This window comes from Flavobacterium sp. 22659 (genome assembly GCF_052044235.1).
Lineage (GTDB): Bacteria > Bacteroidota > Bacteroidia > Flavobacteriales > Flavobacteriaceae > Flavobacterium > Flavobacterium johnsoniae.
This window is the reverse complement of record NZ_JBQEMU010000020.1, coordinates 91338-105199: the sequence shown is the minus strand read 5'-3', so window position 1 is coordinate 105199 and position 13862 is coordinate 91338. Positions and strand designations below refer to the sequence as shown.

The window sequence follows — 13862 nt, the reverse complement described above, 5'->3', positions numbered from 1 at the left end:
CATAAAACAGAGCGTAAAGATTAAAAAGGACAGTAATATAAAAGAGATAAACAATAACACGGGTGTGCCCCTCCTCATAATATATCTTTACTGTAAATTCCCGTATGCCTTCACCTCCAAAAAGACCTATTAGGAAATAGAGACTTAAAAGATTCAAAAGGACAAGAGAGAGGAACAATATAGTGGGTAGTTTCATTTTAAGCTGTTAATTATTAATGACTAAAGAACTTTATCTAAAAATGCAGTTATGAAAACAATCGGGACTTCATTTCTGCAAAAAAATGGTTTTACCGCTTTATTTCCATGAAGAATATCCCAATCCTTATCTTTACGTTCTTCTTCTGAATACAGCGAATATCTTGAGATAGAGGCTACAGTAAGGATGGTTTCTGTTTCTTCAGCCGTAAAAGCGGTATCTGCAAGCACCTGATTCTCATATTCCAGTATATAGGCGCAGATCATACTGAATTCTTGTTGTCTCTTGTTCATAAGATTTTGAAGAAAGCTGATTAGGTTGTCTTTTGCATACTGTTGCAGCGCGCTGTTTTGGACCGTTAGAATCATGCTGTTATCAGGATTCTCCAGTATGGTCTGCACCATTTCATCAGTAAATGGTATAAGCCTTTGGGTCACGCTTGCTGCCCTATGACTCTTTGCGGCGATCTGTCTAATCTGCTCACCAAGCTCCGGCACGGAATTGGGAAATCCATGCTTCTGATAATAAAGCTGCAACGCTTCCAAAATCATTTCCCCTTCATGGTCAAAGGGATTCAATGGATTGGTAGACTGGCGTATTTGAACAATATCGCTCTCAGCAGCATTCGACTGGTAAACTGCTGTCTCTACATCTGCTTCGGCAGAACATGAAAATAAAAAAACTGACAGCATAATGCATATAAAACTGGTTTTCATGATTTGAATGGTTTGAAGGTGAATGGGAATTCCTTCCCAGTTCCTTTCATCCGGATAAGCAGAACTTTTATCCGGCACCCTGCCGGACATTTTGCTTTTGAATTCAAGACAAAACTATGGCGATGGAAAATCTCACGCAAGACTGCATCTGCGGGTTTTCGGCATTTTTACCATGGATTTTCCATAAATCCGCACTGTATTTTTCAAAAAATAAAAACCTATTTATCAGTTGTTTATGTTACATTTATATTAATTTAAAGTAAAATTATTCATCTGCTTTAAACTAGAAGTGCAGCTTCAATGCTCAGTTTAAAATTCAAATACAGCCCAACCAATGAATAGACAAAATTCACTTATTCTATTGCTGCTGTTTTTTTATTCTGCCACGGCTCAGGAAAACAGCTTTAAAATTCCCGATTCACTAAGGAACAAAAATTATGAATACCTGGATAACCGCTTCTACACACTGAAAAGAGACAGCGCACGGGCCTCTTTTTATGCTTATGCCCTGCTCGATAAAGCAAAAAAGGAACAGAACGCAAAAGAGATTCTAAACGCATACCAAAACATGATGCTGATTTCTTCAGAAAAAATGCGGCTGACCTACACCGACAGCATGATACATACAGCTAGAAAATCTAATGACATCGCTCTCATTGGAGCTGCCTACTTAAGCAAAGGCACTGTCTATTATGGATTAAAACAGCAGCAGCAGGCTATGGATAGTTATCTTATGGCAAACCGTTACATTTCCCAGACCAAAGATCAGTATCTCATCCATAAAGTTAAATACTGTATTGCCCTGACAAAATTTTATATAGGATTCTACGATGAAGCTGCCTCACTGCTGCAGGAATGTACCGACTATTACAAGCAGGCCCAGCCCAAACCTTATCTGAATTCGCTTCACTCACTCGGACTGTGCTATAACAAAACCGGAAACTACGGAAAGTGCACCGAGATAAACGAGTTTGGAATTTCAGAATCCAAAAGACTCAAAATAGAAGACATGATTCCTTACTTCATGCATTCTGAAGGCATAAATGAATACTTTAAAAAAAATTACGGCGAATCGATCAAAAATATTGAACACTCACTGGAACAAATAGTAGAGAACAAGGATTTCGGCAATGAAGCAGTTGGATATTTTTACATCGGAAAGAGCTACTGGGCGCTCCATCAGAAAGAGAAAGCTGTTGTTTACTTTTCACTTGTAAACAAAATCTTCAATGATAAAAAGTACCTCCGCCCAGATTTAAGACAGGCTTTCGAATTGATGATCAACTATTATAAAAGCAGTAAAGACACCGATAGACAGCTGTATTATATGGATCAGCTTCTCAAAGCAGATACCCTGCTGACTGAAACCAACAAATATATTATTGGGAAAATCCATAAACAATATGACACCAAAGAGCTTATACTGGAAAAGGAAAGAATTAGAACTGAAAATGAGATTATGACAGCTCAGCTCATTTGGGAGCGATATTATGATATGATCTTTGCAGGAGTATTCTTAGGAATGTTTATCATCATAATAGCCGTCACTTACCGCTACCAGAAAATTAGAAAAATATATAAAAAGAACTATCAGCTGCATATCGAAGAGCAGCACAGAAATTCAAAAAAGATGCAGGCAAAAATAGAAAAAGACCCTATCGCGAATATAAACCCTGAAACCACTGCCCTGCTTTTAAAACATCTGGACAACTTTGAACAGCATAAAAAGTTTCTGGAAAAAGACTGGAACCTCAGTAATTTATCAGCCGCCTTTAATACCAATCCCAAATATATCGCCGCCATCCTTGAACATCATAGGGAAAAGGGCATCAATGACTATATAAACGGACTTCGGATTGAATACATCATGAACCTGCTTCAAACAGAATCCAGATTTAAATATTACACTTATGAAGCATTGGCAAAAGAGGCCGGTTTCAGCACTACAGAACGATTTAAAAAAGCATTTTTAGCTAAAATGGGATTCCCACCCTCCTACTTTATCAATAAACTAAAAAAAGAAAAAGAATGATTACTTTCTCCAAATATTTCTAGGATATGTTTTTTTACTTTTTATTTTTGCCCAGTAATTAAAAAAACAGAAACCATGAAAGATCTAATCGCAAAAATTAACACTGAAATCGAAACATTCAAAACAGAATCTGAATCTCTATCAGAAAAAGGAGTTAAAGCTGCCGGAGCACGAGCAAGAAAATCATCACTTGAAATTGAAAAACTATTAAAAGAATTTAGAAAAGTTTCTATTGAGGACTCTAAGAAATAATTTTCAGCAGTCTTACATAATTTTAATAGAAAAGAATGGGGCTTTGAAGCTCCATTTTTTTAAGCTATTTTTTATATAGATTCTGTCTGTTAAGCGCTCATAACGTGAGCTATATTTTTAATTTTGCAGGAGGCCGCAGGCGTTAGGCGTTTTTTCATATAACAGCGAAGTGTTTTTTTTATTCGTTTACGATTCCTCTAAAATATTAATGGATTATCTAGATTGTTCACAAAAAAATAACCATTATTATGAATATTAGAATTACTATAGCTATTATAAATGTCAGCCACATTAATATTTTCTCAGCAAATGTAATTAACCAAGCTTTTTCGAAATTTTTGAAATGTTGTAAGCCTCTAGCACCTCTGCGATTAAATCTACTTTTTGTAATGACATATCTAATTATTAGACATATTATTAAAAAAATAACTCCCACAGTAATCATGTTAAACTCCGATTTATCAATGCTCATAAATTAAAATTTAGTATCTTGATTATGAAAGACGAAATTTGGAAAACAAAAATTATTTTACATTCCCATAAGTATTAGTAAGCTACAAAATAATTCTTTTAATGGTGAAAGAGTACCGTATAAGTACCTGTTTTAAATTTTATTGAACATAAAAAAAGACATCCAAGCATCTTTATTTATTTATTTATTTATTTATTTATTTATTTATTTATAAGTTTAAAGAAATCTGAAAGTTTAATATTTCTTGCTTCACAAATTTTCTGAAGAGTATTTACAGGGATATTATAATCAACCTTTTCAGGTATCAATACTGTATTTTTAATCTTTCTAACAATACTCTCTTCAATTCCATGATCTAAACCAAATGCACGTTGAGACTTATAACTTTTAATCCAGTTATTAAAAATGTAAGTACATATTATTTTATTTGCCTCTGCCATTATAACAAAGTAAGTCTAATACAAAAAAAATAACGCGTACTAAAGTACGCATTTTAAATTATTTTGTTATATTTGCAATGAAATACATATTTTTGCGATTCTTCATATAAAATATTTGAAGCATTCGCTTTGAAACTTGCATTAAGAAACTGGAAAATTTTTAAGCGCGCAAGATGATAAGTGTTAATGCTCACGCCATATTAATATTGGCGTGGGCTCACTTGTATGCGCGCGGGTTATTCCAGTACCTTTAATGCATGATAAGTTGAGAACAACCCACGCCATCTATTTTTCTCCTCTTTCTTTCTTAGCACTTCTTCATTATTTCAATGTTTTGATTTTATTAACTTGTTCAACCCTGAAATAATATTGCCTGTGAATTAAAATCTAATATTAAGTTTAAACTCAAAAAAATTAAATGGCCCTCTACTTCGTCGCCAAACTAGTGTAGAGAGCCATATAGCTAATCAAATACCATTTAACTAACCAATCCCAATATTATGAATTATTTTTCATTATACAAGGATGGAAAAGCTCTTTATTGCCTAATTTTTACTGGAATACTGCTGTCTTTTTCATCCACGTCGGCCAAAAATTCCGCACAAACATTCAAAACGTTTTTTCAGCAACATCAGGTTCAGGGAACTGTTACAGATGGAACTGCTCCCCTGCCAGGTGTGACTATTGCCATAAAAAACAGACCTAACACTGCTGCTATTTCAGATTACAGCGGGCAGTACAAAATAACTGCTTCTCCCAATGATACACTCCTGGTTTCATTTATAGGATTTAAAACTGCCGTTATTCCCATTACGGGAAAACAGACCATTAATGTAAAATTGCTTTTTGACTCTACCACTTTACAGGAAGTAAAGGTCAACGCCGGCTATTATTCAGTCAAAGAAAGCGAACGCACCGGAAGCATAGCAAAAATCACATCAAAGGATATCGAGACCCAGCCAGTTGCAAATGTGCTGGCTGTAATGCAGGGACGTATGGCCGGAATAAACATCACGCAGACTACAGGAGTAGCCGGAGGCGGTTTTGATATCAAGATCCGTGGGCAGAACAGTCTGCGCTCTTCGGCCAATGCTCCGCTGTATGTAATTGACGGTGTTCCTTACTCCTCCAGCCCGATTGGTTCAGGACAGACCTCATCCATATTTCCCACCTCAACCAGTCCGCTGAACAGTATAAACCCAGAAAACATTGAAAATATCGAGGTACTGAAAGATGCCGATGCCACCTCTATTTATGGCTCAAGGGGTGCCAACGGGGTTGTTTTAATTTCAACTAAAAAAGGAAAATCAGGAAAAACCAGATTTACCATAACAAGCAGTACGGGAGCCGGAACCGTTACAAGATTTCTTAAGCTCATGAATACCGAACAGTATCTGGCCATGCGAAAACAAGCTTTCTTAAATGATGGAAAGCAGTATGGTGCTACCGATTATGATGTAAACGGAACCTGGGATCAGAACAGATATACCAATTGGCAACAGGAACTTCTGGGTGGAACCTCAAAAATTAATGACAATCAGGCCACAGTTTCAGGAGGGGCAAAAAACACCCAGTTTCTGCTCAGCGGCACCTACCACAGTGAATCAACGGTCTTTCCCGGCCGCTTCGGCTATAATAGAGGCGGTGTGCAGGTAAATATTAACCACAAATCAGAAGACAATAGATTTCAAATGACATTCTCGGGCGGATACACTTCACAGAAAAATAACCAGCCCGCTAGTGATTTAACTAATGCTACAAGATTTCTCCCTCCTAACGCACCTGCGCTTTACAATTCGGACGGAACTTTAAACTGGGAAAACCAGACTTGGGAAAATCCGCTGCGAAACCTTAACGCAAAATATGAATCGAAGACCAAAGACCTCATAGCAAACGCCCTGCTGTCCTACGAACTATCAGAAGGTCTAAATATTAAGAGCAGCTTTGGTTTTACTGATCTGGGCACTTTGGAAACCCGTACAGCACCTTCCACAATCTTTAACCCTGCTTACAATTTCACAAGCCAGAGATCAGTGCTGTATCAAAACCAAACGTCGAGAACTTCCTGGATTATCGAACCCCAGATTACTTGGGAAAAAGAATTCTGGAAGGGAAAAATAAACTTGCTGGCTGGCACTACTTTTCAAAACCAGATTACAAACACACTGTATCAGTCAGGAAGCGGTTTTAGTTCCAACAGCCTAATTTATAATCTTGCGGCTGCTAAAGTGATTACCATACAACTGGATGATGAAACACAATATAAGTATCAGGCAATTTTTGGCAGGTTTAACTATAACTGGCAGGACCGTTATATTGTAAACCTTACAGCAAGAAGGGACGGCTCCAGTCGCTTTGGCCCCGGAAGGCAGTTCGCTAATTTTGGAGCAGCAGGATTGGCATGGCTTTTCACAAATGAAAATTTCTTAAAAAACAGTTCTTGGCTTAGTTTTGGAAAACTCCGAGGCAGTTATGGAACCACAGGAAATGACCAGATTGGCGATTATCAGTTTTTTGATACCTACAGCACAACAGGAGTCAACTATGACGGCGTGACCGGAATTTCCCCGTCAAGACTTTACAATGCTGATTTCGGCTGGGAAATCAATAAGAAGCTTGAATTTGCAATTGAAACAGGATTTTTAAGGGACAGAATCTTTACCACGGCAGCGTGGTATCAAAACCGTTCTGCTAATCAACTGGTTGGGATTCCGCTTCCTGGAACAACAGGCTTTTCCTCTATTCAGGCCAATCTAAGTGCTGTTGTTGAAAACAGAGGTTTAGAATTTACGGTGCGTACCGTTAATTTACAGAAAGCACATTTCCAGTGGACAACCAATTTCAACCTCACCTTTGCAAAAAACAAACTGCTGAGTTTTCCCGGTCTGGAGGGTTCGACCTACAGCCAGCAGTACAGAATAGGAGAACCGCTCAATATTCTGCTCCTTTACAAATTTAAGGGCGTAAATCCACAGACAGGCATTTATGATTTTGAAGATGTAAACAACGACGGTGTAATATCTTCCCCTTATGACAGGCAGTATGCCGCCAATCTGAATCCCAAGTATTTTGGAGGCATACAGAATCAGCTCACTTATAAAAGCTGGAATCTTGATTTTCTTTTTCAGTTCACAAAACAACAGAACCGGATATTTCCAATGGGAACGCCGGGGATGATGTCCAATCAGCAGACAAGGTTAACAGACAGCTGGCAGACAACAGGGGATCAGACAGCGTACCAAATCTATACAACGGGGACAGACCGAGACGTTGTAAACGCCAATAATAATTACCTGCTCAGCAATGCAATAATAACCGATGCCAGCTTTATCCGTTTAAAAAATATTGCACTTTCCTATACTGTTCCGTTAACCCTGAAAGACACAAGCTGCAAGGTAATGCTGCAGGCTCAAAATCTGCTGACTTTTACAAAGTATCCGGATGGGGATCCTGAATTTTCTACTATTGGTTATCTGCCTCCTCTTAAAGTTGTGACTGCAGGGATACAATTAACCTTTTAAAAAAACATTCTTATGATACATTCTACTACTTCATTTTTTTCAATGCTGTCCATACTGCTAATGTTCAGCTCCTGCACTGATTTTGTCGAAGTTGACCTTCCAAAATCACAACTGACCGCACAAGCTGTATTTGATAATTATGACACCGCAAATGCCGCTCTTACCAATATTTATTCCAAGATGAGAGATAACGGGATTCTTAACGGATCAACCATAGGAATTTCAAACCAGCTTGGAAACTATGCAGATGAACTGACTGCTTATGGTCTGCCCTCAAATGCAGTGTTCACATTTTACGATAACACGGTTCCTGCTTCATCAACTGTAGTTTTGACATACTGGAACAATTCTTATAACCAGATTTATACCGCCAATGCCCTATTAAAAGGGATTGAAAACAGCATAAATTTCAGTGAGGACCGAAAAAAACAACTTCAGGGTGAAGCGCTGTTCATTAGGGCTTTATCACATTTCTACCTGCTCAATCTTTTCGGAGATATCCCCTATCTCAAAGAGACTGACTATGAGCAAAACACAAAAGTCAGCAGGATGACCGAAGATAAAGTGTATCAGAACATTATTACTGATTTAAACCAGGCAATGGAACTCTTACCGGAGAATTATACCTCTGCCAACAGAATCCGTCCCAACAAATCTGTCTGCCATGCTTTTCTGGCACGCGTTTACCTCTACAATAAAATGTTTGAGGAGGCCTCAAACGAAGCCTCTGCAGTGCTGAACAAAACAGAACTCTTTATAATGGAAAATGATCTTTCAAAGGTATTTTTAAACAATTCAAAAGAAACAATCTGGCAGCTGCAGACCTCTGCTGCGGGTCAGAATGCCGCGGAAGGATCCTTTTTTATTTTTCAGGCCGGCCCGCCTTCCACTGTAGCACTCACCCCTTATCTGCTGAATTCCTTTTCAAATGCCGATCTGCGCAAAACCAGCTGGATCAGGACTGTTACCAATGCAAATGGTTCATGGTCTCATGCATACAAATACAAAGAGCAGAATAACACTCCGGTTTCTAAAGAATATTCCATCATTTTTCGCACTGCTGAACAATATCTTATAAGAGCTGAAGCACGCATCCGTCAGGGAGAGCTAATCGGGGCAAAAGAGGATTTGAATAAGATCAGAAACCGGGCAGGTCTTCCCGGCACAGCTGCAGTATCACCACAGGAAATCCTAAATGCCATCCTTCAGGAAAGAAGATGGGAGCTTTTTACAGAACAAGGTCATCGTTTTTTTGATCTGCGCAGATTTGAGCAGTTAGATGCCGTGCTCTCAGAAGTGAAACCAGGCTGGGAGGCCACGGACAAGCTTCTTCCCCTGCCTGAGAATGAACTTAATTTAAATCCCAAACTTCTTCCTCAAAATCCCGGATATTAAACCTTTTATTATGACAGCATGTATTCCATTGAGAATCATTAAAATCTCATTTTTACCATTTTTTACCCTTGTTTCATTTTTTATTTTGCCATTAGTAACCTGCCCTTTAAAGGGGCAGGTAATGCAAAAAATGAAATTAGATCCATCCTTTTATAAACAATGGTCCAATTTTGAAATAGATCAAAAGGCACCCGATGAAAAATGGGTAAGTTACGGCATTAATTACGCCTACAGCTCCGATACGTTATTCCTGCGCAACGTTAAGGACGGCAGAACCTACAGCTTTCCTTCTGCTGTAAAGTCCTTGTTTACAAAAAACAATCTCTTCCTCTTTATGAAAGGAGATACCTTAACCACCATTAATCCTGAAAACGGAAAAAAGGACATCATCACATCGGCTGCTCATTATGAGTATTCCTATCCGAATAACCTGCTATTGGTTTATATTCGTTCAGGGGAAAATAAAGGCACCTTACGAGTTAAATCTCCGTTAGGTGAAACGTTTCTGGAGATACCTAATGTGACTAAATTTTCAATGAGTCCTTCGGGGAGCCGTTTGTTATATAACGTCTCATTCAATACAAGGAATTCGCTGTTTCTTACTGATCTTAAAAAATTATCCGTTTCAGAACAGCTGATAAGCACTGATGAAAACTATTATGACAATTTTACCTGGCAGAGAAATGATAAAGCCATCGCATTCTGCAGTAACTCAACAGCAGCAGATCCTGTCTCACTGTTTCTCTATACCATCGCTGATAAGAAAATGCATCAGCTTGATCCAGCCATATTGGATAATTTTCCTAAAGGAGCTTCCATAGCAGCCACTTCACGAAATAAGATGCTGATATCAGACGATGTGAAAAGGGTCTTTTTCTCTGTAAAAAACAAAAGCGAAGCGTCCTTTGATCAATTACCTTCAAAAGTGGAGATCTGGAGCACTGAGGACAAATGGATATACCCGCAGGAACAGCGAAACGGAAATTTTCCCTCCACTCCAAAAATAGCGGTATGGATGCCTGAACAAAAAGTATTCAGACAGATTACAGACAATAACCTTTCCTCTATGATGCTTTCCCCTGACTGCAGCTACGCTGTGCTGTCTGATCCAAAAGCCTATGAACCGCAGTTCGAATTTGAAGGCCCCAGGGATTATTATCTATTGGATCTAACCACCTTTGAAAAACATCTTCTTCTAAGAAAACAGCCTGTTCTATTGCATGACATTTCCATTTCGCCAACAGGAAAATACATCTCTTATTTTAAAGACAGGAACTGGTGCATTTATAATCTAAATAATAAAACCCATACCAGCCTTACTTCAAAAACCGGCATTCCTTTCTTAGGAAAAGTAATGGCGCTTTCAGCTGACAGCCCCTATGGAAATGCCGGATGGACTACTTCAGACACAGAAATTCTTCTTTATGACGAATTTGATTTGTGGGCTTTTAAACCAGATGGAACCCGAAGCAGAAGATTAACTAACGGCAGGGAAGCACAAATTAGATACAGACTGGATCTGAAACCTAAAACAATTAACCGCAAATACCTTTATGAAGGACTGCTGCACCAGCAGTATGATTTAAAAAAAACACTGCTGCTTCGGGGTGAAAACCAGAACGGCCAGACGGGATTTTATATCTGGAATGCCGCAACGGGGATAAAGACAATCATAGCGCGTGATTCCTATTTTTCCAATCTTATCACAGGATCAAAAGGAGAAACCTATTTCTGTATGGAACAGAAGTTTGATCTTCCTCCACGAATGATTGCTGTGAGAAACAATTCAAATGAAAAATGCATTTTCGAAAGTAATCCCCAGCATGCTGATTTTAGCTGGGGAAGAAGCGAACTTGTATCTTTCCAGAATTCAAAAAATAAAAGCTTAAAAGGTGTGTTATATTACCCGGCTGACTACGACCCAAATAAAAAATACCCCATGATTGTATATATTTATGAAATACAGTCCGGCGGATTGCACAGATACTGGAACCCTACACTGGAAAATGAGTCCGGCTACAATCCAAGTATTTTTACAGCAGCGGGCTATTTTGTCTTTCTGCCTGATATTGTACATGAAAAGGAAAATGTCGGTCCTTCCACTTTGGACTGTGTGCTTTCCGGCACAAAAAAAATAATGGAAAGAGGACACGTGGATTCTAAGAGGATGGCAATTATGGGACATTCCTTCGGAGGCTACGAAACTTCGTATGTTATCAATCAGACTAATATATTCGCTGCGGCAATAGCAAGCGGAGCCATTACAGACTTGACCAGAAGATATCTCACCGTAGGCATCAATACGGCAAGACCAGAAATGTGGCGTTTTGCATCAGGAGGCTGGCGCATGGGAGACAAAACACCCTTCTCCAGCCGGGAGGATTTTGACCGGAATTCCCCAATTGCCTCCATTGAAAATTTACAGACCCCTCTTTTAATGTGGAGCGGAAAAGAAGATACACAGGTTGATCCATTCCAGACCACAGCATATTATATGGCACTGCGCAGGTTAAACAAAAAAAACATCATGCTTCTCTATCCAAAAGAAAGCCACACACTTCTTAATCCAATTAACCAGAAGGATCTAACCATTCGAGTGTTAGAGTGGTTTGATTATTATCTCAAAGATGAAAAAAAAGCTGACTGGATCAGCGGTCATATTTAATTATTACGTAATCAAAACACACAATGCCGCTCCAAAACAGGAACGGCATTGTTTTTTTTAAAAGTTAATATAAACTTATGGCTGCTCCTGCCATAAGGTCTCCGTACAATTCCCATTATTGTCTTTACCATAGAGCTGGTTACCGCTAAAACTGCAGATAAACGTTCTTTCCTGATTATCACACTGTTTGACGATGTCCTGACAGTTACTAGGATTGTAAGCGTTCACAAGAACCATTTCTTTTTCTGCACGCTGCATTGAAGTGGTTGTAAAAGCTCCGATGATCCCCAATGCTGCTACCGCAAAAGGCATCATGTTTTTAAAAATTTGCGTTTTCATAATATTAAATATTAAGTTAACATTCGATCTACTTTTTTTTACAGGTTTTCGATCTAAATCCTGATACCGGCCGGTATATCTTGAAGTTCAAATCTTATTTTGAATCCTTTTTTTTCCATTTCTTCTTTTAAAATATCTTTAAAATCATATACCACTAAATCACGGCCTATTATCGCATATAAATGGGTGCGGGTTGTACTAAATGATTTCATTTTGTCATCCTTTAAATTATAAACCGGAAAGCTCAGTAAGTAAGCGTTCCTGCTAAAATCGTAGACATCGATTATCGATGCCTGATTCCATAGTTTATCATTTTCATATCTTCCTTTTATCTTTGACTGGACAAAAAGCAGATTCTCGCACACAGCGGCTTTGGCATTTACAACATAAGGAGGTGCTGCCATTTTTCTCTGCGTGCTGTCTTTTAGATAGGACACCTTTATTTTTGCCTTCGTTGTGGTGTCAATGGTGTTACCGCGCAAAGTCAGTCTGCCTGTGTGATCCGCTACAATAAATTCATTTCTGTACAGATACAGATATACTATTTTACGCTTTGTCTCACTGTATGTCAATATTCCATCCGTATCAAAAACGCCGTCTATCTGCTTTTGAAGCAAAGAGTCCTTATAAACCACTTTTGTATCCTCATTCAAATTGTATATCCCTAAAACATGAGCGAGGTTCTCACCATTGTTGGAACGAAACACTACAGCCGTACTGTCCATAGGTTCTGCCTGTGTAAAGTATGGCAGTCCTTCAAGTTCACTGTTAACTCTCCAATCAGAAACTTTTCCTCTGAAAATCGCTGGAACTGTTCCATCTTTCAGATAAAAATACTTTCCTCTGACGCTAACTGTTATACTTTTAAAAGCAGTTTTTTGGGGACTAAAAATAATCTGATGTACCTGCTCGTCCTGTAGTTTTTCATCCACAGAGACAACGTGAAGCGGGTTGGTATAATTTCCCAGATAAATTCTTCCCTGAGAGATTCCTGCAATATAAAAAGAATTAAACGTGAGATTTTTTTTAGACAGAAATGTGACCGGATGCTTTGCATAACGTCTTATAAAAGGATTCTCATAATGCATAATATCTTCTGAATGCAGGAATAAAAAAATCATGATTCCTGTACTGCAAAGACACAGAATAAACAAACTCCTAAGGGGTTTTAAATTATGACTGAAGATTGTTACATGATCAGCCTTGCTTTGCCAATAAACCGCTAATGCTGCCAGCATTACAAAAACAAAATTAAAAACCAGATGTACTTTCCAGCTCATATTCTCCAAAATCCCTCCACAGGAACAAGGAACAAAAGAACTGTAATTCAAAACGATGAATATGTATATCGCAAAAAATGTCATTAAGCTGAAAGCACCTAGAAGCCCCCATATCCTGAATTTAGGGATACAGAGCAGCAAAGCAATAAACAATTCTAAAATAAGAACTAACCATGAAATCCATGATGCAAAAGCACTTATCAAAGGTGACTGTCCAATCTGTACCTGAAAATTTTCAAAGTCAAGCAATTTACTCATGGCAGCATATACAAAGAGTATTACAAATAGATAACATATTACTTCAATGATTCTTTTTCTTAGACTTGTACTCCAATTCATAATTTATGATTTAAATAATAAAATAGTTCTCCAGTAATCTGTTTCACTTAATCTTTAACAAATTTAAAATCGTAAGATTTATCATTCATTATGAAAAAGTGATATAAATTTTCCAAAAACTGATATAATCCATTAAAACCTTTCTAAAAGAAAAACGCGCGGCAGATCGGCTAGATTTGCCGCGCAGCCGGCAGTAAAAATACAGGCAGCCTAAG

General features: G+C 38.2%; 9 protein-coding genes. 5 read left to right on the top strand and 4 right to left on the bottom strand.

Features of this window, described 5'->3' with window-relative positions; translation table 11 throughout:
* Positions 1-219: 219 nt before the first annotated feature.
* Positions 220-990, bottom strand: a complete 771-nt coding sequence (locus ACTJIW_RS18455) for a hypothetical protein (protein ID WP_440716371.1) — start codon at positions 988-990, stop codon at positions 220-222.
* Positions 991-1246: 256 nt separating this feature from the next.
* Here ACTJIW_RS18455 and ACTJIW_RS18450 point away from each other — a divergent pair, with 256 nt between their 5' ends.
* The gene (locus ACTJIW_RS18450; protein WP_440716370.1) at positions 1247-2944 is read left to right on the top strand and encodes a helix-turn-helix domain-containing protein; all 1698 of its coding nucleotides are present in this window, start codon (positions 1247-1249) and stop codon (positions 2942-2944) included.
* A gap of 75 nt (positions 2945-3019) precedes the next feature.
* Entirely contained in the window at positions 3020-3196 is a 177-nt protein-coding gene (locus ACTJIW_RS18445; protein ID WP_440716369.1) for a histone H1, read from the top strand.
* A 672-nt stretch (positions 3197-3868) separates the two neighbouring features.
* Here the strand turns inward: ACTJIW_RS18445 and ACTJIW_RS18440 are convergent.
* The gene (locus tag ACTJIW_RS18440; protein ID WP_440716368.1) at positions 3869-4108 is read right to left on the bottom strand and encodes a transcriptional regulator; all 240 of its coding nucleotides are present in this window, start codon (positions 4106-4108) and stop codon (positions 3869-3871) included.
* A 500-nt stretch (positions 4109-4608) separates the two neighbouring features.
* Between ACTJIW_RS18440 and ACTJIW_RS18435 the strand changes: the two genes are divergently transcribed.
* The 3 genes from ACTJIW_RS18435 to ACTJIW_RS18425 are packed head-to-tail and all read left to right on the top strand — an operon-like array spanning position 4609 to position 11689.
* Positions 4609-7629 carry a SusC/RagA family TonB-linked outer membrane protein gene (locus ACTJIW_RS18435; protein ID WP_440716367.1) on the top strand — a complete coding sequence of 1007 codons (3021 nt, stop codon included), beginning with the start codon at positions 4609-4611 and terminating at the stop codon, positions 7627-7629.
* Between the two features lie 12 nt (positions 7630-7641).
* A complete protein-coding gene (locus ACTJIW_RS18430; RefSeq protein WP_440716366.1) occupies positions 7642-9024 on the top strand; it encodes a RagB/SusD family nutrient uptake outer membrane protein in 1383 nt (460 codons plus the stop codon).
* Between the two features lie 10 nt (positions 9025-9034).
* Positions 9035-11689, top strand: coding sequence for a prolyl oligopeptidase family serine peptidase (locus ACTJIW_RS18425; RefSeq protein ID WP_440716365.1), 2655 nt, complete (start codon positions 9035-9037; stop codon positions 11687-11689).
* Between the two features lie 75 nt (positions 11690-11764).
* On the opposite strand, the gene ACTJIW_RS18420 is transcribed toward ACTJIW_RS18425, so the two are convergent.
* Both ACTJIW_RS18420 and ACTJIW_RS18415 read right to left on the bottom strand, forming a co-directional pair.
* Complete coding sequence (locus tag ACTJIW_RS18420; RefSeq protein ID WP_440716364.1) at positions 11765-12028, bottom strand: hypothetical protein; 264 nt, start codon at positions 12026-12028, stop codon at positions 11765-11767.
* 53 nt (positions 12029-12081) lie between these two features.
* The gene (locus tag ACTJIW_RS18415; RefSeq protein WP_440716363.1) at positions 12082-13647 is read right to left on the bottom strand and encodes a MauE/DoxX family redox-associated membrane protein; all 1566 of its coding nucleotides are present in this window, start codon (positions 13645-13647) and stop codon (positions 12082-12084) included.
* Positions 13648-13862 lie beyond the last annotated feature (215 nt).